This is a genomic window from Kitasatospora sp. NA04385 (assembly GCF_013364235.1).
Taxonomy (GTDB): Bacteria; Actinomycetota; Actinomycetes; order Streptomycetales; family Streptomycetaceae; genus Kitasatospora.
Genome location: NZ_CP054919.1, coordinates 3,267,053 through 3,288,606, shown reverse-complemented (window position 1 = coordinate 3,288,606; position 21,554 = coordinate 3,267,053). Strand labels below are relative to the sequence as shown.

The following is a 21,554-nucleotide window of genomic DNA, read 5'->3' as shown; positions in this document are numbered from 1 at the left end:
CGATTGTCGGGGAGGTCGGAGTCCGGCCGCCGCAGCCCAGAACGGCACGCCCGCCTGACAGTCACGCACTATGGTGGCGCGCATGTCCGAATCCTCAACCAGGGACTTCTACGACGAACTGGCCCGCGACTACCACCTGATCTTCCGGGACTGGGACGCGAGCATGGCGCATCAGGCCCAGGTGCTGGACGAGCTCCTGCACTCGCGTCTGGGGCCGGGACCGCACAGAATCCTGGACTGCTCGTGCGGGATCGGGACCCAAGCGGTCGGACTGGCCCTGGGACGGCACGAAGTCGTCGGCAGTGACCTGAGCCCCCTCGCAGCCGCACGAGCCGCAGCCGAAGCGGCAGCCCGTGGCGTCAGCCTTCCGGCAACCGCCGCGGACATGCGTCAACTGCCCTTCAAATCGTCGATCTTCGACGTCGTCCTGTGCGCCGACAATTCACTCCCGCACCTGCTGTCCGCGCAGGACCTCCAGGCGGCACTCATCGGCATGCGCCGCGTGCTCCGAGACGACGGACTGCTGGTGATCACCCTCCGGGACTACGACGACGCCCGCCTGGCCAAACCCACAGCGACACCACCCCAGGTCTCCGAGACCCCCGACGGCCTGGTGATCAACTTCCAGCTCTGGCACTGGCACGAGGACGGCGAACGCTACGACCTCGAGCACTTCCAACTCACCCCGGCGCAGAACACCTGGAATGTCCGAGTCCGCCGCACCACCTACTGGGCACTGACCCGCCAGCAGTTGACGGAGTTCGTCACTGAAGCCGGCTTCACCAGCCTCACCTGGCACACCCCGGCCTCCAGCGGGTACTACCAGCCCGTACTCACCGCTCAGCGCACTTCGTCCCGGTAGGAGACCAGGCACGCATCCGGTCCGGGGCGGGCGCGGACCTGCTCCTGCTGCCCGGCGCGGTCAGCAGGTGGCGGCCCGGGCGCGGCGGAGGGCTTCGCGGGCCAGGGTGGCGCCGGTGCCCGGGGTGACGGGGGCGGACGGCGGGGCCTGGGTGCAGGGCGGGCAGGGGCCGGGGCGGGGGACGGGGTCGTGGCAGGCGGGGCAGGTGGGTGCGGGGGCGGGCGGGGTGAGGACGGCGGGGAGTTTGTCGGTGAGGCGGCGGCGCAGGAGCCCGCCGGGGAAGTGGACCTGTTCCGGGAGGCCGGGCAGCAGCGCGGCGGCCAGGTCGGCGGGGGTGCTGCCGCGGTCGATCCAGCGGGCCACCAGCGGGGCCAGACGGGCGGCCTCGGCCTCGCCGATCCGCAGGCGGGGCTCGCGGCGGACGACGCGCAGCAGGGCGTCGGCGGCGGTGCGCATCCGGCCGTCGAGGACGGGCGCGGGGACGGGCGCGGGGGCAAGTGCGGGGGCAAGTACGGGGATGGGCGCGGGCGGGCGCGGTGCGGTCCGGGTGCGTTGGCGCGGGATCGCGGGCGGCCCGGCAGCTGGTTCGGCGTGCGGTTCGGCGGGCGGCCCGGCAGCTGGTTCGGCGGGCGGTTCGGCGTGCGGCCCGGCGGGCGGTTCGGGAGGGAGGGGTGGGAGGGGGGTTCCTTGCTCCTGGTTCTTTGTCTTTAGGAGCTCACGGGAACCGGACTCCGGTTCCCGCACAGTCGGTGCGACCTGCGCGGACGGGAACTGCCAGGGGACGTCGGTGACGTGCTGCACGGAGATGATGTGGCCCTGGGCGATCCGGACCCGGCGGACGGCGTAGTAGCCGGCCGCGGCCAGATCACGCAGGTACTTGCGGATGCGGTTGAGGCTCTCGCCGGAGTGGCGGGCCATCTCCTCGGCGGGCATCCATCGGCCGTCGGGGAGGGAGAGCAGGAACCCGAGCAGCCCCCGGGGGCCGCAGTGGAGGTCGGAGTTCTGCAGCAGTTGGTTCGGAAGAACGGTGAAGCGGCCCGCGTGGGCGCTACGATTGATGTGCATCGGAGTTGTGGCTCCTGTGTCGTGCCCCGGGGTGTTACCGCACCGCCGGGGCGAACATTTAATGAGGCGACGTCGCGGAACGTAACACGCCGACTACGCTCCGCGCGAAGCGGTCCGGAAACGATCGCCACTCGGTCACCATCCGGTCGGTCGTGGACGGCGGGTCGACGGCGAAGCGGCGCTGATCGGTCACTCCGGGGCCGCCCCGATACGGTGTGGGGCATGGCGGAAACCACCTGCGGCCTGCACCTGTTCTGGGACGAGGCCGAGACCGGATACGACTTCGGCCCCGGGCACCCGATGGACCCGACGCGGCTCGCGCTCACCATGCGGCTGGTCGAGTCGCTGGGGCTGACCGCGCTGCCGTCGGTGACGGTGCGCTCGGCCCCGGCGGCCGGGGACTCGACGCTGCGGCTGGTGCACACGGCCGAGTACGTGGCGGCGGTGAAGCGGGCCGCGGCCGACCCCGCGACGGTCGACGCCGCGCACGGGCTCGGGACGGACGACAACTGGGCGTTCCCCGGGCTGCACACCGCGTCCGCGCTGATCGCCGGGCAGTCGGTGGCCGCCGCCGAGGCGGTCTGGCGCGGCGAGACCCCGCACGCCGTCAACTTCGCGGGCGGGCTGCACCACGCGATGCCCGGCCGGGCGTCCGGGTTCTGCGTCTACAACGATCCGGCCCTCGCCATCGCCCGGCTGCTCGAACTCGGCGCCGAACGGGTCGCCTACGTCGACGTGGACGTCCACCACGGGGACGGCGTGCAGCAGGCGTTCTGGAACGACCCCCGGGTGCTGACCGTCTCGCTGCACGAGAGCCCCACCACGCTGTTCCCGCAGACCGGTTGGGCCACCGAGACCGGCGGCCCGGACGCCGAGGGCACCGCCGCCAACCTGCCGCTGCCCGCCGGGACGGGCGACGCCGGGTGGCTGCGCGCCTTCCACGCCCTGGTGCCGGAACTGCTGGCCGCGTTCCGCCCGCAGGTGATCGTCAGCCAGCACGGCGCCGACACCCACGTCGAGGACCCGCTCGCCCACCTCGCCGTCACCGTCGACGCCCAGCGGATCATCGCCGAGTCCGTCCACCGCCTCGCCCACGAGCACGCCGACGGCCGCTGGATCGCCACCGGCGGCGGCGGGTACGCGGTGGTCGACGTGGTGCCCCGGACCTGGACGCACCTGGTCGCCACCGCCGCCGGCCACCCGGTCGACCCGGCCACCGAGACTCCCCAGGAGTGGCGCGCCGAGACCTACCGGCTCACCCGTCGCCCCGCCCCGCTGCGGATGACCGACGGGGCCACCCCGAACTGGTCCGACTTCCACGACGGCGGCTACGACCCCGCCGACCGCCTCGACCAGGCCGTCCTGGCCACCCGCCGGGCCGTCCTCCCGCACCACGGACTGATCCCGTGACCGCCCGGATCGACCGCGACGAACTGCGCGGCTACCTGGTCAAGCACCGGCTGGCCGGTCCCGAAGTCCCCACCCCGCGGCAGAACAACCTCCGGCACTACCGGCTGTTCGCCCAGGGCGACCCCCGGACGCTGATGGGCCTCGATCCCGCCGCCGCCCGCCGCGACGAGGCCGCCGTGCTGGAGCTGATGGCCGCGAAGGCCGGCGTGAACCCCGACCCGCGCCACCGCCAGGGCCCGGACTCCATCGACCCCGACCGCACCCTCGACGCCCTGGACCGCCTCGCCGCCCTGCTGCGCCGCACCGCCGACCGGCGCGGCAGCGTGCTGGCCGGCACCGGCCACCCCACCAAGCTGGCCGGCTTCCACCGCGCGCTGGCCGAGGCGCTCGAAGCGGCCGGCTGCACCGTGCACACCCCCGCGCGGGGCGCGCGCTTCCGCGAGCCCACCCCCGAGGGCGAGCGCCCCCGTTACCTCGACGTACTCGACGGCGTCCTGGTGATGCGCGCGCTGGACGGCCCCGACGGCCCCGGCCGCCCCGGCCCCGGCGACCTCGCGCACACCCACTCCCCGCTGCCCGTCCGGCTCGCCCTGACCGCCCTCGCCGACGCCGGGCACCGCCCGCCCGACCTGGTGCTGGGCGACCACGGCTGGCTCTGCGGCGCCGGCCGCCTCGGCATCCCGGCCGGGGGCATCGCCGACTGCAACGACGTCGCCCCGTTCGCCGCCGAGGCGGACGGTCTGGTGGACGTGGTCGTCCCGCTGGAGGACGGCTCCGCGCCGAGCTGCTACGTTCCGCTGAGCGACTACGTACTGCAACGGGCGGATCTCGCACCGTACAACAGGTGAGGGCCCCCCTCTTCCCACCCGTACCACGCATAACTACTCTGGGGATACACGTGTGCCGGTGGAGTCACCGGAGGGGAAGCCGGTGCCTTGCACACGGGTAAGGGTCGGGTGATGGGTCATGAGTTCCGGCGAGCGTCCCCTGCAGGATGTCGTCTTCCTGACCGTGGCCGAGGTCGCCTCGGTGATGCGGGTCTCGAAGATGACGGTCTACCGCCTCGTGCACAGCGGAGAGCTTCCGGCCATCAGGGTCGGCCGCTCCTTCCGGGTGCCCGAGCAGAAGGTGCACGAGTACCTCCAGGAGTCCTACGTGCGGCTCGAGAGCGCGTAGCCCGGAGCCCCGCAGGGGCACCGATTACGGCAAACGCGACGTGGACGGTAGGCTAGGCCCTCCGTCAGTCGTATGGACTCCCGTCTCTCACGGGCGCGGGTCCGAGTGAGCGAGGAATGTTCCGTGGGCTCTGTCATCAAGAAGCGTCGCAAGCGTATGGCCAAGAAGAAGCACCGCAAGCTTCTGAAGCGGACTCGCGTCCAGCGTCGCAACAAGAAGTAACACCGTTCGGCGCCGTCCTCGCTCACGCGGGGATGATCCCCCCGCACACGCGTTCAGCGACGCAGGTAGAACTGGCGCCGACGGTGAACCACTGCCCGCCCCGGGAGAAATCCCCGGGGCGGGCAGTGGCGTTTCCGCCCCCGCGACCTGCGCGCGGTACGGTGCAGACCAGGGTGGGCGTCCAGGGAGGTCGGGGCAGCGTGGGCAAGGTCGTGCTCGTCACCGGGGTGGCGCGTCCGCTCGGCGCGCGGTTCGCCGAACGGATCGCCGAACACCCCGAGGTGGACCGGGTGGTGGGCGTCGACGCCGCACCGCCGCCGTCCGACCTGCCGTCCGGCGTCCGGTACGCCCAGGTCGACCCGCGGCGCCCCGCGGTCGCCCGGGTGATCGCCGAGCACGGCGTCGACACCGTGGTGCACCTCAACGTCACCGCGCTCGGCCACGGCGGCCGGGCCGCGGTGAAGGAGAGCAACGTCATCGGCAGCATGCAGCTGCTCGGCGCCTGCCAGCAGGCCCCCGGCCTGCGCCGCCTGGTCGTCAAGTCCACCACCGCCGTGTACGGCTCCGCGCCGCGCGACCCGGCCGTGTTCGGCGAGCGCACCCAGCCCAAGGCGCTGCCCCCCGGCGGCTTCGCCCGGGACGCCGCCGAGGTCGAGGGCTACGTCCGCGGCTTCGCCCGCCGCCGCCCCGACGTCGACGTCACGGTGCTGCGCTTCGCCAACATCCTCGGCCCGGACGGCGACACCCCGCTCGCCGCGTACTTCCGGCTCCCGGTGCTGCCCACCGCCTTCGGCCACGACCCCCGGCTGCAGTTCGTCCACGAGGAGGACGCCCTGGAGGTGCTGCGGCTCGCCGCGCTCGGCGCGCCCCCCGGCACCTACAACGTCGCCGGGGACGGCGTCCTGCTGCTCTCCCAGTGCGCCCGCCGACTCGGCCGCCCCACCGTCCCGCTGCTGCGGCCCGCGCTCGGCCTGATCGGCCGGCTGGCCCGGCAGCTGGCCGCCCCCGCGGACCGGGCGTTCTCCCAGGAGCAGCTCCAACTCCTCACCCACGGACGGGTGGTGGACACCGCCCAGCTGCGCGAGGGCTTCGGCCACACCCCGCGCTGGACCACCTCCGAGACCTTCGCCGACTTCGCCGCGCACTGCGCGCCCGGCCCGCTGCCGCCCGAGCGGCTCACCGCCGTCACCGACCGGCTGACCGGCCTGCTCACCGACCACCACCCCACCCGGAACCAGGAAACGAGGCCGCGATGACAGCCGCCCGGGAGTCCGCCGACCCGGCGGCCAAGGTCATCCCGATCGAGTCCGCCCCCAGCTGGAACGGGCCCGAGCCCCGCCCCGGCCTCGCCGACCGGATCGCCGACGGCGTCGGCGCCGCCCTCGCCGGGCAGCTCGGCGCCACCGCCACCCGGGTGTTCGGCAAGGGCTGGGAGGAACGCGCCACCAGCGGCCTGGGCTTCCTGCGCCGCCGGCTCACCGGCGACTACGAGGTCGACGACTTCGGCTTCGACCGGGAGCTCACCGAGGAGGTCTTCCTCGCCCTGCTCCGGCCGCTCGCCGAGAAGTACTTCCGGATCGAGGTGCGCGGCACCGAGCACATCCCCGCCGAGGGCGGCGTGCTGATCGTCGCCAACCACTCCGGCACCGTCCCGCTGGACGCCCTGATGACCCAGGTCGCCGTCCACGACCACGCCGACCGGCACCTGCGGATGCTCGCCGCCGACCTGGTCTTCGTGCTCCCCGTGGTCAACGAGCTGGCCCGCAAGGCCGGCCACACCCTGGCCTGCAACGAGGACGCCCAGACCCTGCTGGAGCGCGGCGAGGTGGTCGGCGTCTGGCCCGAGGGCTTCAAGGGCATCGGCAAGCCCTTCTCCGACCGCTACAAGCTCCAGCGCTTCGGGCGCGGCGGCTTCGTCGCCTCCGCGCTGCGGGCCGGCGTGCCGATCGTGCCCTGCTCGATCGTCGGCGCCGAGGAGACCTACCCGATGATCGGCAACTTCAAGACGCTGGCCCGGCTGCTCGGCCTGCCCTACGTGCCGATCACGCCGACCTTCCCCTGGCTCGGGCCGCTCGGCGCGATCCCGCTGCCCACCAAGTGGACCATCCAGTTCGGCGAGCCCATCCCCACCGACAGCTACCCGAAGGACGCGGCGGAGGACCCGATGCTGGTCTTCAACCTCACCGACCAGGTCCGCGAGACCATCCAGCACACGCTGTACAAGCTGCTGGTGCAGCGGCGCTCCGTCTTCGGCTGAGCTGAGCTGAGCTGAGGGGACGGCGCCGGGTGGCGGAACCGGGGGCGTGCGGGACGCACGCCCCCGGCGGTGCCGCTAGTTGAGCGTCAGGCCCGGCAGCAGGCCCGGGATGAGCGGCGGGAGGGTGATGCCCTGCCCGCCCCCGCCCGGCGGGGTCGCCGCCGGGGTGCCGGAGGCGGCCGGGGAGGCCCCGGGGGCCTGGGCCGCCGGTGCGCCCGTCGCCGTGGGGGAGGCGCCGGTGCCGGTCAGGCCGCCCAGCAGGTCGCCGAGGCCGCCCGCGGTGGCCGCGCTGGGCGCCGTGGTGGCCCGGCCGGACGGCGCGGTGGCCGGGTCGTGGCCGCCGCTCGCCCCGCCGGACGTTCCGGTGCCGGGGAGCAGCGGCTGCCGGCCGGTGCCCGGGCCGGTGCCGGTCCCGCCGTCGGCGCCGGTGCCGCCGCTCGGGGCCGTCCCGCCGGTGCTGCCGCCGCTGCCGCCCTGCCCGGGGGTCTGCCCGAGCCGGAGCGGCGCGACGTCCTCGCTTATGTCGTCGAAGAGCTGGTCGACCTTGGACGCCTGGGAGCTCAGCCCGGAGGGCAGCCGGGACTGCAGGGCGGACCAGCGCTGGTCCTCCCCGGCGAAGCCGGCGAGCTGGCGCATCGGGGTGAGCGAGCCGTTGGTGCGGTAGACCGCGCGCAGCAGGTCGCGGCCGCGGAGCGCCTCGGCGTGCATGTCGTCGAGGGCGCGGCGGACCTGGTCGACCGTGGCGGGGCTGAGCGCGGTCGGGCTGTCGGAGCGGCCCAGCAGCGTCTGCGCCTCGTCGAGCCGGGTGGACGCCTGCTGGAGCAGCAGTGCGCCGCGCTCGGTGTCGTTGTCGGCCCAGTCGAGGCGCAGCCCTTCCAGGCCGCGCTTCATGCCGTACAGGGTGTCGCCGGGGAGGGCGTTGGTGGAGGCGGCGGCGGCTCCGGCGAGCCCGCCGACGGCGACGCCGGCGACCAGGCCGCCGATCGCGAGGCGGCGGCCCCAGCGCGTCCGCCGGACGCGCTGACCGCGCTGGGCGGGGAGGACCGCGGTGGGTGCGCCGCCGGCCCACTCCTGCTCGAACGCGGCCATCAGCTGGGCGCGTTGGACCGTCCGCGTCTCGGCGGCGAGCTCGGGGGCGGGGACCGCGCCGAGTGCGTCGGCCATCGCGAGGAGCTCGGTCATGGCGGCGGAGCCGGCCCGGTGCGAGCCGCCGCTCCGGTGGTCACTCTGGTGGGCCTCCAGCGCCTCGGCGAAGGACTTCGCCCGCCGGTGCTCCAGCATGTTTGCCGTCACGGGCCACACCTCCCTTCGTCGTTTTCGACACCGTGGCCCGCAGGTTGGTTGTCCCGACGGGCCGAAACCACACCATCGGGTGACAGTTCGAGTTCCCACTTGACTGCGGGCCCGGTGGCGGATTGCACGCTGGCCAACGAGCGGTGTCGGGAGTCGGTTACGCACGACCCCCCTGGCGTATTAAGCAGAGCAGATGACCGCTCCGTCACCCGGACGTGCGTGTGCCGGGGGCGGGTTGACGGTCCGTCGGCCGCCGGGGGCGGCGGCGACGGTCTGTGGGCTGTCGCGTCCACGGTCGGCGGATCACCTGGCGTCCGGCGGCAGCAGGCGGGCCAGCGTGCGCACCGCCCGGTACTGCAGCGTCTTGATGGCGCCCTCGTTCTTGCCCATGATCCGGGCCGTCTCGGCGACCGAGAGGCCCTGCAGGAAGCGCAGCGTGACGCACTCCTGCTGCTGCGGGTTGAGCCGGCGCACCGCGTCCAGCAGGGCGGCGTTGGAGAGCGACTCCAGCACCGACTCCTCGGGGCTGCGCTCGCACTCGTTGGAGTCCAGCATCTCGCCGGTGGTGACCTCCAGCCGGAACCGGCTGGACTTGAAGTGGTCGGCCACCAGGTTGCGGGCGATGGTCACCAGCCAGGCGCCGAAGTCGCGGCCCTGCCAGGTGAAGGTGCCGATCCGGCGCAGCGCGCGCAGGAAGGTCTCGCTGGTCAGGTCCTCGGCGGTGGCCCGGCTGCCGACCCGGTAGTAGATGTACCGGTACACGGTGTCGGCGTAGTGGTCGTAGAGCCGCCCGAAGGCCTCGCTCTCGCCGTTCTGGGCCCGCTCGACCAGCTCCACCACCGGGTTGTGCTCGGTGTCGTAGCCGGGGCCCGCGGGGGCGCTGCGGGCCCGGCCGCGGGTGCCGGGGGCGGGCACGGTGCGGCCGCGCGCCCCGCCGGCCGGGTGTTGCCGGCGGCCGGGCCGGTGGCGGACCCGGTGGTGGTCGAGCGCCGCAGCGGCGCGGCGAACGCGGCGGGCGCGGTGGCGGCGAACGAGGGCGCGGCGAACGCGGGACCGGCCACCGCGGGCTGCGGCACGGTCAGTTCGAACTCGCGGATCGCGGCCCACAGCCGTTCCAGGCGCACACCGCGGCGCAGAGTGGCGGTCGACGGGCGGGAGGTGGCTGGCGCGTCGTTCCGGACGGGTGGGTACACGGGACTCCCAGAGGCAGAACTGTGGACGGATCACCTCCGCCTGTGCGGAGAGCACGCCGCACTGGCCACCCGTCACGGGGACGTTCGGGTGGGGTGCATCCAGGAGAGAATAACGCTTTGTGCAATGACAGCTACACCGCGTGGTCGAAGTGGTCGGTTGAGGTCCACTTCTTGCGCATATTCACCTGTCGGTGACCGGAGTTGACGCCATCCACCCGGCTCAATGTGACCACTTGTGCACATCAGGTGACCGAACACCGGTGCGCGGGCCCGGTTTCCCCGCTATCCACGGTCCCAACCCATGACTTTGGCCGACTGGCGAACGATCAGTTCCGGTCACAGCCGGACGTTCTCGAACCACCCGCCGCCCCGGACGGGTTCACCCCCGCTGACGTGCACGACTACCCGCGGGCGGGCGTGTCGGCGGCGCCGGATTGACGCCTCGGCGCCGCCCCGGGGTCAGGCGCGCTGCCGCCGGTGCACCGCGACCGCCGCCGCGGCCGCCCCCGCCAGCACGCCGAGACCGGCCGCCGCCGGGACGCCGATCCGGGCCGCCTTGCGCCCGGTGCGGAAGTCCCGCACCCGCCAGCCCATCGCCCGCGCGTGCCGGCGCAGCGCCCCGTCCGGGTTGATCACGTACGGGTGGCCGACCAGGCTCAGCATCGGGATGTCGTTGGCGGAGTCGCTGAACGCCGCGCAGCGCGCCAGGTCCAGCTGCTCGCGCCGGGCCAGCGCCTGCACCGCGGCCGCCTTCGCCGGGCCGTGCAGCATCCCGCCGACCAGCCGGCCGGTGTACTCGCCGTCCCGGGTCTCGGCGACGGTGCCGAGCGCGCCGGTCATGCCCAGCCGGCGGGCGATCAGCCGGGCCACCTCCTGCGGGGCGGCCGTCACCAGCCACACCCGCTGCCCGGCGTCCAGGTGCATCTGCACCAGGGCCCGCGTCCCGGGCCAGACCTTCTCGGCCAGCACGGGTTCGAAGATCTCCTCGCAGATCCGCTCCAGGTCCGCGGTGCGCTTGCCGGCGACCAGGCCCAGCGCGCTGTCCCGGGCGTCGGCGATGTGCTCCGGGTTCTCCGCGCCGCGCAGCCGGAAGGCGGCCTGCTGCCAGGCGAAGCGGGCCAGGTCGCGGCGGGAGAAGAAGCGCCGCCGGTACAGGCCGACCCCGAGGTAGAAGATCGCCGCCCCGCGCAGGATGGTGTTGTCGCAGTCGAAGAAGGCGGCGGCCCGGACGTCCCCGGGCACCGGCGTGTGGTCCCCCTCCGGCGCCCCGGGGCCGTCCGGCGCGAGCCGGGCCTCGGCGGCGTCGGCCGCGGCCTCCCCCGCCAGGACGGTCCGGTCGTCGGTGGAACGCCTCGACCGGGTGAGCCTTCGCAGCGCTGCCATGCGACGAGCATAGTCAGCGCGGCCGTCCGACCCCGTGTCGGCGGAGTGCCGGGGCAGTGAACGGGCGGCGGCACAATGAACCGGTGAGCCTGTTGCGACGCGCGAAGAAGAACCCCGCCGAGACCACCGTCACCCTGATCGGCAAGCCCGGCTGCCACCTGTGCGAGGACGCGCGGGCGGTGATCCTCAAGGTCACCGCCGACCTCGGCGCCTCCTTCGAGGAGAAGGACATCCTCCAGGACCCGGCCCTGTACGCGGAGTACGCCGAGCAGATCCCGGTGACCCTGGTCGACGGCCGCCAGCACGACTTCTGGCGGGTCGACGAGGGCCGCCTGCGCAAGGCGCTCGGCGCCTGAGCCCCCGCGGGGCCCGCCGCCTCCCGGGCCCCGGCCGCGCCCTCCGCCGCAGCACTGCTTCGTGAACGTTCGATGAAGATCGCCCTAGGAGTTCGCCCGCTTCTCGGCTTACGATCGAACGGTTTTCCGTGTCCGCCGGGGGCTGTGCATGAGGAGGGCGCGATGAGCGGCTACGCCGTCGTCGACGTCGAGGCCACCGGTCGTAGCCCCTGGCGCCACCGGGTGGTCGAGGTCGCCGTGGTGCAGTTGGACGCCGGGCTGCGGATCGAGCGCGAGTTCGCGACGCTGGTGGACCCGGGCGGCCCGGTCGGGCCGACGCACGTGCACGGGATAGCGCAGGAGGACGTCCTCGGGGCGCCCAGGTTCCGGCAGATCGCGCCCTGGCTGCTGGAGCTGCTGGCCGGCCGGGTGCTGGTGGGCCACCACGTGACCTGCGACCGGTCGTTCCTGGAGCGCGAGTTCGCCCGGATCGGGGTGGCGCTGCCGCCCGTGCCGCTGCTGTGCACGATGCGGATGGCCCGCCGGCTGCTGCCCGAGGCGGGCGGTTTCGGGCTGTCCGCGTGCGTGGACGCGGCCGGCCTGGGCTGGTTCCCGGCGCACACCGCGCTGGGGGACGCGCTGGCGACGGTGGAGCTGCTGCGGCACTGCCGCCGGACGGGCTGCCCCGAGGAGCGGCTGCCGGCCCGGCCGGCGGTGCCGTGGCCGCGGCTGGCCCCGGCCCGCTCGGAGCGCTCCCGGGGCGGCGTCCCGCTGCGGCGCCGGGTGGCGCCGCTGGGCCCCTGGCCGGCCGGGGTGGAGGGCCCGCGGGCGCTGATCGGCTCGGCGGGTTACGAGTGATGCGTGTCACTGTTCGGGGACAAATCGGGCACCATCTTTGTGCACACGTTCACAAACGCATAGCCTGGCGGTCCAAGCCCAGCTTCACCCGCAGGAGCAACGTGGCAATCGGCCGACCCTCACCCAGCAGTTCGCAGACGCCCGACCAGGGCGCCGCGCGCAGGCCCTCGCGTGCGCGGGGCATCCCGGAGGCGACCGTCGCCCGCCTCCCGCTCTACCTGCGGGCGCTGACCGCGCTCTCCGAGCGCTCGGTCCCCACCGTCTCCTCCGAGGAACTGGCCGCCGCGGCCGGGGTGAACTCCGCGAAGCTCCGCAAGGACTTCTCCTACCTGGGCTCCTACGGCACCCGCGGCGTCGGGTACGACGTGGAGTACCTCGTCTACCAGATCTCCCGCGAGCTGGGCCTCACCCAGGACTGGCCGGTCGTCATCGTCGGCATCGGCAACCTGGGCCACGCCCTCGCCAACTACGGCGGCTTCGCCTCCCGGGGCTTCCGGGTGGCCGCGCTGCTGGACGCCGACCCCAACGTGGTCGGCAGCACCGCCGCGGGCCTGCCCGTGCGGCACATGGACGAGCTGGAGGAGATCGTCGCCACCCAGCAGGTCTCGATCGGCGTGATCACCACCCCGCCCGGCGCCGCCCAGCAGGTCTGCGACCGGCTGGTGGAGGCCGGCGTGACCAGCATCCTGAACTTCGCCCCGACCGTGCTGACCGTGCCCGACGGCGTGGACGTGCGCAAGGTCGACCTCTCGATAGAGCTCCAGATCCTCGCCTTCCACGAGCAGCGCAAGGCCGGCGACGAGCCGTCCGCGGGCGACTCGGTGCTCGACCGCGCCCCCGGACCGGTCCGCGCCGCCGCGGCCAAGCTGCGCCGGGCCGCCGGCGGCAAGGCCGAGCAGGCGAAGACCGCGCCGCCGAAGACCGCGCCCGCCGCCAAGGGCGGCCCGGACGACGACCTGTCCGCGGTGATGCCGGCGTGAGCACGCACATCCGTCACGACGAGGTGGGGGCATGAGTCTTCTGGTAGTCGGTCTGAGCCACCGGACCGCGCCGGTCGGCGTGCTGGAGCGCGCCGCGCTCACCGGCCTGGCCCCGACCAGGCTGCTGCACGACGCGGCCGCCTCGGCGACCGTCGGCGAGGCCGCGCTGGTCAACACCTGCAACCGGATCGAGCTGTACGCCGACGTGGACAAGTTCCACGCGGGCGTCGCCGAGCTGTCCCAGCTGCTCGCCGGGCACAGCGGCGTCGACCTGGACGAGCTCACCCCCCACCTGTACGTGCACTACGAGGACCGCGCCGTCCACCACCTGTTCTCGGTGGCCTGCGGCCTGGACTCGATGGTCGTCGGCGAGGGCCAGATCCTCGGCCAGCTGCGCGACGCGCTGGCCAAGGCGCAGGAGGAGCACACCGCGGGCCGCGGCCTGAACGAGCTGTTCCAGCAGGCCCTGCGGGTCGGCAAGCGCGCGCACAGCGAGACCGGCATCGACAAGGCCGGCCAGTCGCTGGTCACCTTCGGCCTGGAGCAGGTCGCCGCCGGGGCCGGCCCGATCGCCGGCAAGCGCGCCCTGGTGGTCGGCGCGGGCTCGATGAGCTCGCTGGCCGCCGCCACCCTGGTCCGCTCCGGCGTCACCGACCTGCTGATCGCCAACCGCACCCCGGCCCGCGCCGAGCGGCTGGTGGAGATCCTCGGCGGCGCCGCCCGCACCCTGGACTTCGCCAAGGTCCCGCAGGCGCTCGCCGACGTCGACCTGGTGATCTCCTGCACCGGCGCGGCCGGCACCGTCATCGACGCCGCCGAGGCCGCCGCCGCCATCGCCGTACGGCGCGCGAGTCGAGAAAACACGGCCGCCCGTAGCGCCGCCTCCCCGCTGGCCTTCCTCGACCTGGCCATGCCCCGGGACGTCGACCACGCCGTGCACGGCCTGGCCGGCGCCCTGCTGGTCGACCTGGAGAGCCTCTCGCACGCGCACGCCGCCACCCCCGGCGCGGGCGACGTGGACGCCGTCTCCACCATCGTCGCGGACGAGGTCACCGCCTTCGGCCAGGCGCAGCGCGCCGCCCGGATCGCCCCGACCGTGGTCGCCCTGCGCGCCATGGCCTCCGAGGTGGTCAGCAGCGAGCTCGCCCGCCTCACCTCCCGGCTGCCGGACCTGGACGAGCGCTCCAGCGCGGAGATCTCGCAGACCGTGCGCCGGGTGGTCGACAAACTGCTGCACGCCCCCACCGTCAAGGTCAAGCAGCTCGCCGCCGAACCGGGCGGGGCCTCCTACGCGGAAGCCCTGCGCGAACTGTTCGACTTGGACCCGGCGGCAGTGCACGCTGTCTCCGGCACCCCGATCGGCGCCCAGGCGGGGTCCTCGATCCCGCCGGGCGGCATCCCCGCCGCCCAGGCCGCCGTCCCCCCGGCCCCCACCGACCGGGCCGCAGCAGTCCCGCCCGCCGGAGCAACCAGATGAACACCCCGTCAGCCCCCCAGCACGACCAGGACGATCTCCTCATGAATGGTCAAGAGACAGTGACGCCGCTGCGCCTCGGCACCCGCCGCAGCGCCCTCGCCATGGCCCAGTCGGGCATGGTCGCCGAGGAGGTGGCCAAGGTCACCGGCCGCCGGGTGGAACTGGTCGAGATCACCACCTACGGGGACGTCTCCCGCGAGTCGCTGGCCCAGATCGGCGGCACCGGGGTGTTCGTCTCCGCCCTGCGCGACGCCCTGCTGGAGGGCCGGATCGACCTGGCCGTCCACTCGCTCAAGGACCTGCCCACCGCCGCCCCCCCCGGGCTGCTGCTGGCCGCCGTCCCCGAGCGCGAGGACGTCCGGGACGCGCTGGTCGCCCGCGGCGGCCTGACCCTGGCCGAGCTGGTCGCCGGGGCCGGCGGCCGCACCGTCCGGGTCGGCACCGGCTCCCCGCGCCGGATGGCCCAGCTGAACGCCTGGGCCCGCGCCCGCGGCGCCGACCTGGACACCGTGCCGATCCGCGGCAACGTGGACACCCGGATCACCTACGTCACCTCCGGCGAACTCGACGCCGTGGTGCTGGCCACCGCCGGACTCAACCGGCTCGGCCGCTCCGCCGAGATCACCGAGCACCTCGACACCGCGCTGATGCTGCCCGCCCCCGGGCAGGGCGCGCTCGCCGTCGAGTGCGTCGACCCGACCCTGGCCGCCGTCCTGGCCCGGCTCGACCACCGCCCCACCCGGGCCGCCGTGGTCGCCGAACGCGCCCTGCTCGCCACCCTGGAGGCCGGCTGCTCCGCCCCGGTCGCCGCGCTGGCGACCTGGGCCGGCACCGAACTGCGCCTGAACGGCGCGGTCGGCACCACCGACGGCGTGGAACTGCTCAAGATGTCCGCCACCGGCCCGCTCGTCCCCGACGAGACCGCCGAGGAGCAGGCCGCGGCCCTGGGCCGCGCCCTGGCCACCAGGCTGCTCGACACCGGAGCGGCCGACCTGATGGGGGAGCGCGCCCGATGACCGCCGCCGGATTCCACCCGCCCGCAGGGCGCTGCACCTTCCTCGGCGCCGGCCCCGGCGACCCCGGACTGCTCACCCTGCGCGCCGTCGACGTGCTCGGCACCGCCGACGTACTGATCGCCGACCCGCTGACCGCCGCCGCGGTCCGCACCCACTGTCCCAGCGGCGTCCAGGTCATCGACCCGGCCGACGCCGGCCGGGAGCTCGCCGACCTGGCCGCCGACGCGGTCAAGGCCGGCCGCCACCTGGTCCGCACCGTCGACGGCGACCCCGGCCTGGACGGCTGCGCCGCCCAGGAGATGCTGCGCTGCGCCAAGGCCGGCGTGCCGTTCGAGGTCGTGCCCGGCGTCGCCCAGTCGGTGGGCGTGCCCGCCTACGCGGGCGTGCCGCTGCGCGGCGGCCAGGGCGCCGACGTCCGGTTCGTGGACGCCGAGGCGCTGCTGGCCGGCCAGGTCGTCGACCTGGGCGCGCCGGAGACCACCCTGGTCGTGCGCACCACCCTGGGCCAGCTGCCCGCGACCGCCAACTCGCTGGTGGCGCACGGCCGCAAGCCCGACGCGGCGCTCTCCGCGACGCTCTCCGGCACCACCACCCGGCAGCGCACCTTCACCTCCACGCTGGCCGCCATCGCCGCCGACCTGAAGGCCGCCCGGGTGCTGCCCTCGCCGGTCTCCGCCCCGGTGGACCCGGCGACCTCGGTGATAGCCGTGGTGGGCGAGCAGGTCGCCCACCGCGCCTCGCACTCGTGGTTCGAGACCAAGCCGCTGTTCGGCTGGAACGTCCTCGTGCCGCGCACCAAGGAGCAGGCCCACGGCCTGTCCGAGCAACTGCGCTCGTACGGCGCGGTGCCGCAGGAGGTGCCGACCATCGCGGTCGAGCCGCCGCGCACCCCGCAGCAGATGGAGCGGGCCATCAAGGGCCTGGTCACCGGCCGCTACGAGTGGATCGCCTTCACCTCGGTCAACGCCGTCAAGGCCGTCCGGGAGAAGTTCGAGGAGTACGGCCTGGACGCCCGGGCGTTCGCCGGCATCAAGGTCGCGGCGGTCGGCGAGACCACCGCGCAGGCGCTGGTCGACTTCGGCGTCAAGCCCGACCTGGTGCCCTCCGGCGAGCAGTCCGCGGCCGGGCTGCTGGAGGACTGGCCGCCGTACGACCCGGTGTTCGACCCGATCGACCGGGTGCTGCTGCCGCGCGCCGACATCGCCACCGAGACCCTGGTGGCCGGCCTGGTCGAACTCGGCTGGGAGGTCGACGACGTGACCGCGTACCGGACGGTGCGCGCCTCGCCGCCGCCGGCCGAGACCCGGGAGGCGATCAAGGGCGGCGGCTTCGACGCGGTGCTCTTCACCTCGTCCTCGACCGTCCGCAACCTGGTCGGCATCGCCGGCAAGCCGCACAACGTGACCGTCATCGCCTGCATCGGCCCGGCCACCGCCAAGACGGCGGAGGAGCACGGCCTGCGGGTCGACGTGATGGCCCCGGCCCCGTCCGCGTCGGCGCTCGCCCAGGCGCTCGCCGACTTCGGGGCCACCCGCCGGGACGCCGCCACCGCGGCGGGCGAGCCGGTCTACCGGCCGAGCGAACGCCGCCCCGGCTCGCGCCGCAAGGCGCGTTGACCCTCCGTCAGGGGGAGGCCCCGGCCTCCCCCTGACGCGTTCTTCCGTGACTAGGGAGCCTTCGAAGTGTCCGCCGAATTCCCGTCCGTCCGCCCGCGCCGGCTGCGCTCGACCCCGGCGATGCGCCGCCTGGTCGCCGAGACCCGGCTGCACCCGGCCGAGCTGATCCTGCCCGCGTTCGTCCGCGAGGGCATCACCGAGCCCCGGCCGATCGGCTCGATGCCGGGCGTCGTCCAGCACACCCGGGACACCCTGCGCCGGGCCGCGGTCGAGGCCGCCGAGGCCGGGATCGGCGGCATCATGCTGTTCGGCGTCCCCGAGGTGCAGGACGCCACCGGCACCGAGGGCACCAACCCCGAGGGCATCCTGCAGCTCGCCATCCGCGACGTGGTCTCCGAGGTCGGCGACCGGCTGGTGGTGATGTCCGACCTGTGCCTGGACGAGTTCACCGACCACGGCCACTGCGGCGTGCTCGCCGCCGACGGCTCGGTCGACAACGACGCCACCCTGGAGCGCTACGCCGAGATGGCCGTCGTCCAGGCCGACGCCGGCGTCCACCTGGTCGGCCCGTCCGGGATGATGGACGGTCAGGTCGCGGTCGTCCGCAAGGCGCTGGACGCGGCCGGCCACCGGGACACCGGCATCCTCGCCTACACCGCCAAGTACGCCTCGGCCTTCTTCGGCCCCTTCCGGGAGGCCGTCGGCTCCTCGCTCAAGGGCGACCGCAAGACCTACCAGCAGGACCCGGCCAACGCCCGCGAGTCGCTGCGCGAGCTGGCCCAGGACGTCGCCGAGGGCGCCGACCTGGTGATGGTCAAGCCCGCGATGTCCTACCTGGACATCGTCCGCCAGGTCGCCGACGCCTCGCCCGTGCCGGTCGCCGCGTACCAGGTCTCCGGTGAGTACGCGATGGTCGAGGCCGCCGCCGCGAACGGCTGGATCGACCGCGAGCGCACCATCCTGGAGACGCTCACCTCGATCCGCCGGGCCGGTGCCGAGCAGATCCTCACCTACTGGGCCGTCGAGGCCGCGGCCATGGTGCGCTGACCGGACCGGGAGCACGGGGCGCGCCGGGCGCGGAACGGCGCTCCGGCGCCGCCCGCCGGCACGACCGAGCACCGGCAGCACGGAGGGCACGGAGGCCGCGACCGGCCCCCGTGCCCTCGGCATCGGCGCGACGTCAGTCGATCGCGACGATGCCGCCCTCGCCGCCGCCGACGGCGGTGGAGGTGGCCCAGCCGTAGCCGCCGCCCGCGGTGAAGATGTGGGAGGTCTCGGCGAAGCCCCCCCAGTGACCGGCGACGAAGGGCTCGTCCGCCGTGGCCACGCCCTCGTGGCCGCCGCCGACGGCGACGTGCGCGTAGGCGGGAGCGGCGATGCCGGCCAGCGCGAGGGCGGCGACGGAGGTGATGACGGCCTTGCCCAGCTTGCTCTTCATGGGAGTTCCTCTCTGCGTCAGGTGGTGCGTCTCTACGTCAGCACAGGGGTGCGGCTGGAGCGGCGCTGCACGCGCCCACCGGGGCTCCGATCACCCGATCGCGCCGCAGACGAACAGGTTTCCGGGAGCGGCCGGAGACGTGGAACCGCCGGGCCCGCGGGGATCGCTCCCCCGGACCCGGCGGTCGGTCGCGACCGGCAGGTCAGCCGATCAGGTGGGAGACGCCACCGTCGCCGCTGCCCACGGTGTTCTGGCCCACGACGCAGGTCTGCGACGGCTTGTTGTCCAGGACGTCGGCCTTGATCGGCACCGCGACGCCGATGACGGCGACGGCGATGTTGTCGACCTCGGGGAGGCAGAGGTTCGGGTTGTCCAGGGTGTGGAAGTTCGGGCTGTGGTTGCCCGAGGTGCCAGTGGCGTTGGTGCCGCCGTTGCCCTGGACCGAGGTGGCGGCGCCGTCCGCGTCGCCGATGGCCATCGCCGGGGAGGCGATCGTGGCGAGACCGGCGGCGGCAACGCCGGCGGCGGCGAGAGCCTTCTTGATCATTGGGTTTTCCTTTTCGGATCTGATGGAGTGGAGCAGCGGACCGGTGCGTGGCTCGCGCCGGGTCCTACCGCCGGGCCGGGGGAGCGGCCCCGGCGGGTCGTACCGCGCGGAGCGTGGGGCTCCGCGCCGGGGGCAGCGACGGTGGGTCAGCCGACCAGGTGGGAGACGCCGCCGTCGCCGCTGCCGAGGGTGCCCTGGCCGACCACGCAGGTCTGCTTGGGCTGGTTGTTGAGCGCGTCGACCTCGACCGGGACGGCCACACCGAGCACCGCGACGCCGATGTTGTGGATCTCCGGGAGGCAGAGGTTCGGGTTGTCGGCGAAGTGGAAGTTCGGGCTGTTGTTGCCCCAGGTGCCGGTGGCGTTGGTGCCGCCGTTGCCCTGGATCGAGCCGGCCGAACCGTCCGCGTTGCCGATCGCGACGGCGGGGGTGGACACCGCGGCCAGCGCGGCGGCGGCCAGGCCGACGGTAGCGAAAGTCTTCTTGAGCATGGTGGAGATACCTCTCTGAAATGCCGTTCGAGGGGTGCTGCCCCGTCGTCGTCGGGATCAAAGAATGGCGACTCGGAAAGTTACGGGCTCTTCGGGAAATTCGTCAGCGATCACCGTTTCGCCCGCGCGCCGGTCGGATTGTCGACCATGCGGAGATCGGATTATTCAGCCGTTCCGGTTAACTCCCGCTATCCGTAGGGGAGCTGGATCGTTCGCCAGGGTGCCCACCCGGGCACTCGGACCTCGGGTCAATTCACCGAACGGGCTTTCCCGAACGGATTTACCCGAACGAACTTTCCCGAACGAATTTACCCGAACGAACGGCGAACACGATGAAGCTCTCCAAGCGGGCGACCGGCGCCCTGCTGCTGGCGGTCGGCGCCGGCGTGGCGGCGACCCAGGGCGTGGCCCAGGCGGCCCCGAAGACCCCGGCCGAGGTGGCCGCGATCGAGGACGGCCTGGCCGGCCAGGAGGTGCCGTTCAGCATCCCGCTCAGCGCGGCGACCGCGTCGCTGCCGCTGCTGCCGGCCGGCGGCGAGATCCACGGCGGGATCCCGACCTCGCCGCTGATGCCGCCCGCCGAGACCGGGCAGAGCCCCACCCGGCCGATCCCGGACCACGTGCTGCCCGCGATCAACGGCGGCAAGACCGGGCCCTCGCTGGGCGCGGTGCTGCCGCTGCCCGAGGTGGACCGCGGCGCCGAGCTGGGCACCCTCGGCCTGGACGCCCCGGCCGCCCCGCTCAACCTGGGCGGCCCGGCGGTCGGCCTGGGGCAGCCGGTCTCCTTCGTGGAGGGCCAGGGCGGCCGGATCACCGACGCCGCGCTGACCCTGGACAAGGTCGACCCGCACCTGGTCACCGCGCCGGTGCAGGCCGTCCCGGGGGCGAGCGCCTCGCTCGGCGGCGAGCAGGACCAGGTCTCGGTCACCGACTCGGTGCGGAACCTGGCGGCCACCACCACCGCCACCACCGGCGAGATGATCAACCAGGCCGACCCGGTGGGCGTGCTCGCCGGCGGGCTGGACCAGGCGCGGATCTGACGCCGCGCCGGAACGCGCGGCGGCCCGGGCTCCTCGCGGGGGGAGGAGCCCGGGCCGTTGCGCGTTCCGCCGCGCCCGGCGGTGCGCTCAGCCGGGCAGCACGCCGAGCAGCGGGCCGGCCAGCGGGAGGTCCTCCGCGCCGCCGCCGCCGGACAGCGGCGAGGTGAGCGGGGCGGTGCCGACCGGGGCGACCCCGTTGTCGGGGACGACCGCGACGCCGTTGTTCAGCACGTCCGCGCCGGAGCCGGCCCACGGGTCGAGCCGCAGCTCCTTCACCGGGGCGAGCGCGTAGCCCAGCGCGCTGGTGGTGCCGCCGACGGCCTGCTGGGCGTCGGTGTTCTGCAGGTGGGTGGTGGGCACGGGGAGCCCGCCGAGCGATTCGGCCTCGGCGTGCGCGGCCTGGGCGGTGACGCCGCCGAGCAGCATCGCGGCGCCGAGCGCGGCCACGGCGCCGGTGGTCTTCCGGGACATCGGCCAATCCTTACGGGGTGAGCGGAGCGGTGCTCCGGGGAGGAACGCGCGCGGCCCCCCGGCCACGGGGCCGAGGGGCGGTCTGCACGGGGTTGCCGATCAGCCGGGGGCTGGTCAGCAGTCGTCGCCGACCGGCGGCGCCGGGGGCTCCTCGACGACCGGGGCGTCGATGTTGGCGCAGGAGTTGCCGAACGCCGGGTTCAGCAGGCCGATGACGTTGATCGAGTTGCCGCAGACGTTCACCGGGACGTGCACCGGCACCTGCACGGCGTTGCCCGAGAGCACGCCGGGGGAGTTGGCGGCGACGCCCTCGGCGCCGGCCGAGGCGTTGGCCAGACCGGCCGAGCCGAGCACCAGGCCGGCAGCGGCGGCCGACAGGACGGCGGCCTTCTTCACGTTCTGCATGGGGGTTGATCTCCTAGAT

General features: G+C 74.3%; 23 protein-coding genes and 1 pseudogene. 15 read left to right on the top strand and 9 right to left on the bottom strand.

The features are described from left to right. Positions 1–82 precede the first annotated feature (82 nt). On the top strand, positions 83–862 hold the full coding sequence (locus HUT16_RS14465; protein WP_176188586.1) for a class I SAM-dependent methyltransferase: 780 nt from the start codon (positions 83–85) through the stop codon (positions 860–862). Positions 863–922: 60 nt separating this feature from the next. Here the strand turns inward: HUT16_RS14465 and HUT16_RS14460 are convergent, their stop codons facing one another. Then, positions 923–1,927 (bottom strand): hypothetical protein, encoded by a 1,005-nt coding sequence (locus HUT16_RS14460; RefSeq protein WP_176188585.1) that lies wholly within the window; start codon positions 1,925–1,927, stop codon positions 923–925. 222 nt (positions 1,928–2,149) lie between these two features. On the opposite strand from HUT16_RS14460, the gene HUT16_RS14455 reads away from it, so the two are divergent. From HUT16_RS14455 to HUT16_RS14430, 6 genes are all read left to right on the top strand, one after another. Further along, positions 2,150–3,337, top strand: a complete 1,188-nt coding sequence (locus HUT16_RS14455) for an acetoin utilization protein AcuC (protein ID WP_176188584.1) — start codon at positions 2,150–2,152, stop codon at positions 3,335–3,337. Then, a complete protein-coding gene (locus tag HUT16_RS14450; protein WP_254897805.1) occupies positions 3,334–4,185 on the top strand; it encodes a phosphatase in 852 nt (283 codons plus the stop codon). The genes HUT16_RS14455 and HUT16_RS14450 overlap by 4 nt, the downstream gene beginning before the upstream one ends. Before the next feature lie 118 nt (positions 4,186–4,303). Continuing rightward, positions 4,304–4,513, top strand: coding sequence for a helix-turn-helix domain-containing protein (locus HUT16_RS14445; RefSeq protein ID WP_014136488.1), 210 nt, complete (start codon positions 4,304–4,306; stop codon positions 4,511–4,513). A 123-nt stretch (positions 4,514–4,636) separates the two neighbouring features. Beyond that, positions 4,637–4,735, top strand: a complete 99-nt coding sequence (locus HUT16_RS14440) for an AURKAIP1/COX24 domain-containing protein (protein WP_003948845.1) — start codon at positions 4,637–4,639, stop codon at positions 4,733–4,735. A 200-nt stretch (positions 4,736–4,935) separates the two neighbouring features. Beyond that, a complete protein-coding gene (locus HUT16_RS14435; RefSeq protein ID WP_176188583.1) occupies positions 4,936–5,991 on the top strand; it encodes an NAD-dependent epimerase/dehydratase family protein in 1,056 nt (351 codons plus the stop codon). Further along, complete coding sequence (locus HUT16_RS14430) at positions 5,988–6,992, top strand: lysophospholipid acyltransferase family protein (protein WP_176188582.1); 1,005 nt, start codon at positions 5,988–5,990, stop codon at positions 6,990–6,992. Before HUT16_RS14435 ends, HUT16_RS14430 begins: the two co-directional genes overlap by 4 nt. 75 nt (positions 6,993–7,067) lie before the next feature. On the opposite strand, the gene HUT16_RS14425 is transcribed toward HUT16_RS14430, so the two are convergent. The 3 genes and pseudogenes from HUT16_RS14425 to HUT16_RS14415 form a co-directional block, all read right to left on the bottom strand. Beyond that, positions 7,068–8,285 (bottom strand): DUF5667 domain-containing protein, encoded by a 1,218-nt coding sequence (locus HUT16_RS14425; protein ID WP_176188581.1) that lies wholly within the window; start codon positions 8,283–8,285, stop codon positions 7,068–7,070. Positions 8,286–8,588: 303 nt separating this feature from the next. After that, a pseudogene (locus HUT16_RS14420) lies at positions 8,589–9,409 on the bottom strand (ECF subfamily RNA polymerase sigma factor, BldN family). A gap of 528 nt (positions 9,410–9,937) precedes the next feature. Next, complete coding sequence (locus HUT16_RS14415) at positions 9,938–10,861, bottom strand: HAD family phosphatase (protein WP_176188580.1); 924 nt, start codon at positions 10,859–10,861, stop codon at positions 9,938–9,940. An 83-nt stretch (positions 10,862–10,944) separates the two neighbouring features. Between HUT16_RS14415 and HUT16_RS14410 the strand changes: the two genes are divergently transcribed. From HUT16_RS14410 to hemB, 7 genes are all read left to right on the top strand, one after another. Then, entirely contained in the window at positions 10,945–11,217 is a 273-nt protein-coding gene (locus tag HUT16_RS14410) for a glutaredoxin family protein (RefSeq protein WP_176188579.1), read from the top strand. A 162-nt stretch (positions 11,218–11,379) separates the two neighbouring features. Beyond that, the gene (locus tag HUT16_RS14405) at positions 11,380–12,054 is read left to right on the top strand and encodes a 3'-5' exonuclease (protein ID WP_176188578.1); all 675 of its coding nucleotides are present in this window, start codon (positions 11,380–11,382) and stop codon (positions 12,052–12,054) included. 107 nt (positions 12,055–12,161) lie between these two features. Further along, the gene (locus tag HUT16_RS14400) at positions 12,162–13,034 is read left to right on the top strand and encodes a redox-sensing transcriptional repressor Rex (RefSeq protein ID WP_176192675.1); all 873 of its coding nucleotides are present in this window, start codon (positions 12,162–12,164) and stop codon (positions 13,032–13,034) included. Positions 13,035–13,065: 31 nt separating this feature from the next. Continuing rightward, positions 13,066–14,511 (top strand): glutamyl-tRNA reductase, encoded by a 1,446-nt coding sequence (locus HUT16_RS14395; protein ID WP_176188577.1) that lies wholly within the window; start codon positions 13,066–13,068, stop codon positions 14,509–14,511. A 41-nt stretch (positions 14,512–14,552) separates the two neighbouring features. Continuing rightward, positions 14,553–15,527 carry a hydroxymethylbilane synthase gene (gene hemC, locus HUT16_RS14390; protein ID WP_176192674.1) on the top strand — a complete coding sequence of 325 codons (975 nt, stop codon included), beginning with the start codon at positions 14,553–14,555 and terminating at the stop codon, positions 15,525–15,527. After that, the gene (locus HUT16_RS14385) at positions 15,524–17,143 is read left to right on the top strand and encodes a uroporphyrinogen-III synthase (protein ID WP_176188576.1); all 1,620 of its coding nucleotides are present in this window, start codon (positions 15,524–15,526) and stop codon (positions 17,141–17,143) included. Before hemC ends, HUT16_RS14385 begins: the two co-directional genes overlap by 4 nt. A 66-nt stretch (positions 17,144–17,209) precedes the next feature. Continuing rightward, complete coding sequence (gene hemB, locus HUT16_RS14380) at positions 17,210–18,190, top strand: porphobilinogen synthase (protein WP_176188575.1); 981 nt, start codon at positions 17,210–17,212, stop codon at positions 18,188–18,190. A 133-nt stretch (positions 18,191–18,323) separates the two neighbouring features. Here hemB and HUT16_RS14375 read toward each other — a convergent pair whose 3' ends face one another. The 3 genes from HUT16_RS14375 to HUT16_RS14365 form a co-directional block, all read right to left on the bottom strand. After that, positions 18,324–18,581: a hypothetical protein gene (locus tag HUT16_RS14375; protein ID WP_176188574.1), complete on the bottom strand. Its 258-nt coding sequence runs from the start codon at positions 18,579–18,581 to the stop codon at positions 18,324–18,326. A gap of 202 nt (positions 18,582–18,783) precedes the next feature. Beyond that, positions 18,784–19,128: a rodlet layer protein gene (locus HUT16_RS14370; RefSeq protein ID WP_176188573.1), complete on the bottom strand. Its 345-nt coding sequence runs from the start codon at positions 19,126–19,128 to the stop codon at positions 18,784–18,786. 146 nt (positions 19,129–19,274) lie between these two features. Next, entirely contained in the window at positions 19,275–19,619 is a 345-nt protein-coding gene (locus tag HUT16_RS14365) for a hypothetical protein (protein WP_014136472.1), read from the bottom strand. Positions 19,620–19,951: 332 nt separating this feature from the next. On the opposite strand from HUT16_RS14365, the gene HUT16_RS14360 reads away from it, so the two are divergent. Continuing rightward, positions 19,952–20,659: a hypothetical protein gene (locus HUT16_RS14360; RefSeq protein ID WP_176188572.1), complete on the top strand. Its 708-nt coding sequence runs from the start codon at positions 19,952–19,954 to the stop codon at positions 20,657–20,659. 87 nt (positions 20,660–20,746) lie between these two features. Here the strand turns inward: HUT16_RS14360 and HUT16_RS14355 are convergent, their stop codons facing one another. Continuing rightward, positions 20,747–21,130 (bottom strand): hypothetical protein, encoded by a 384-nt coding sequence (locus HUT16_RS14355; protein WP_176188571.1) that lies wholly within the window; start codon positions 21,128–21,130, stop codon positions 20,747–20,749. A 114-nt stretch (positions 21,131–21,244) separates the two neighbouring features. After that, positions 21,245–21,535 carry a chaplin gene (locus tag HUT16_RS14350; protein WP_033252292.1) on the bottom strand — a complete coding sequence of 97 codons (291 nt, stop codon included), beginning with the start codon at positions 21,533–21,535 and terminating at the stop codon, positions 21,245–21,247. Between the last annotated feature and the right edge of the window lie 19 nt (positions 21,536–21,554).

Bases quoted from the DNA above. Each gene is read 5' to 3' on its own strand.
- HUT16_RS14465 (WP_176188586.1), top strand. From the start codon at position 83: ATGTCCGAATCCTCAACCAGGGACTTCTACGACGAACTGGCCCGCGAC.
- HUT16_RS14460 (WP_176188585.1), bottom strand. From the start codon at position 1,927: ATGCACATCAATCGTAGCGCCCACGCGGGCCGCTTCACCGTTCTTCCG.
- HUT16_RS14455 (WP_176188584.1), top strand. From the start codon at position 2,150: ATGGCGGAAACCACCTGCGGCCTGCACCTGTTCTGGGACGAGGCCGAG.
- HUT16_RS14445 (WP_014136488.1), top strand. From the start codon at position 4,304: ATGAGTTCCGGCGAGCGTCCCCTGCAGGATGTCGTCTTCCTGACCGTG.
- HUT16_RS14430 (WP_176188582.1), top strand. From the start codon at position 5,988: ATGACAGCCGCCCGGGAGTCCGCCGACCCGGCGGCCAAGGTCATCCCG.
- HUT16_RS14415 (WP_176188580.1), bottom strand. From the start codon at position 10,861: ATGGCAGCGCTGCGAAGGCTCACCCGGTCGAGGCGTTCCACCGACGAC.
- HUT16_RS14405 (WP_176188578.1), top strand. From the start codon at position 11,380: ATGAGCGGCTACGCCGTCGTCGACGTCGAGGCCACCGGTCGTAGCCCC.
- HUT16_RS14395 (WP_176188577.1), top strand. From the start codon at position 13,066: ATGAGTCTTCTGGTAGTCGGTCTGAGCCACCGGACCGCGCCGGTCGGC.
- hemC (WP_176192674.1), top strand. From the start codon at position 14,553: ATGAATGGTCAAGAGACAGTGACGCCGCTGCGCCTCGGCACCCGCCGC.
- HUT16_RS14385 (WP_176188576.1), top strand. From the start codon at position 15,524: ATGACCGCCGCCGGATTCCACCCGCCCGCAGGGCGCTGCACCTTCCTC.
- HUT16_RS14375 (WP_176188574.1), bottom strand. From the start codon at position 18,581: ATGAAGAGCAAGCTGGGCAAGGCCGTCATCACCTCCGTCGCCGCCCTC.
- HUT16_RS14370 (WP_176188573.1), bottom strand. From the start codon at position 19,128: ATGATCAAGAAGGCTCTCGCCGCCGCCGGCGTTGCCGCCGCCGGTCTC.
- HUT16_RS14365 (WP_014136472.1), bottom strand. From the start codon at position 19,619: ATGCTCAAGAAGACTTTCGCTACCGTCGGCCTGGCCGCCGCCGCGCTG.
- HUT16_RS14360 (WP_176188572.1), top strand. From the start codon at position 19,952: ATGAAGCTCTCCAAGCGGGCGACCGGCGCCCTGCTGCTGGCGGTCGGC.
- HUT16_RS14355 (WP_176188571.1), bottom strand. From the start codon at position 21,130: ATGTCCCGGAAGACCACCGGCGCCGTGGCCGCGCTCGGCGCCGCGATG.
- HUT16_RS14350 (WP_033252292.1), bottom strand. From the start codon at position 21,535: ATGCAGAACGTGAAGAAGGCCGCCGTCCTGTCGGCCGCCGCTGCCGGC.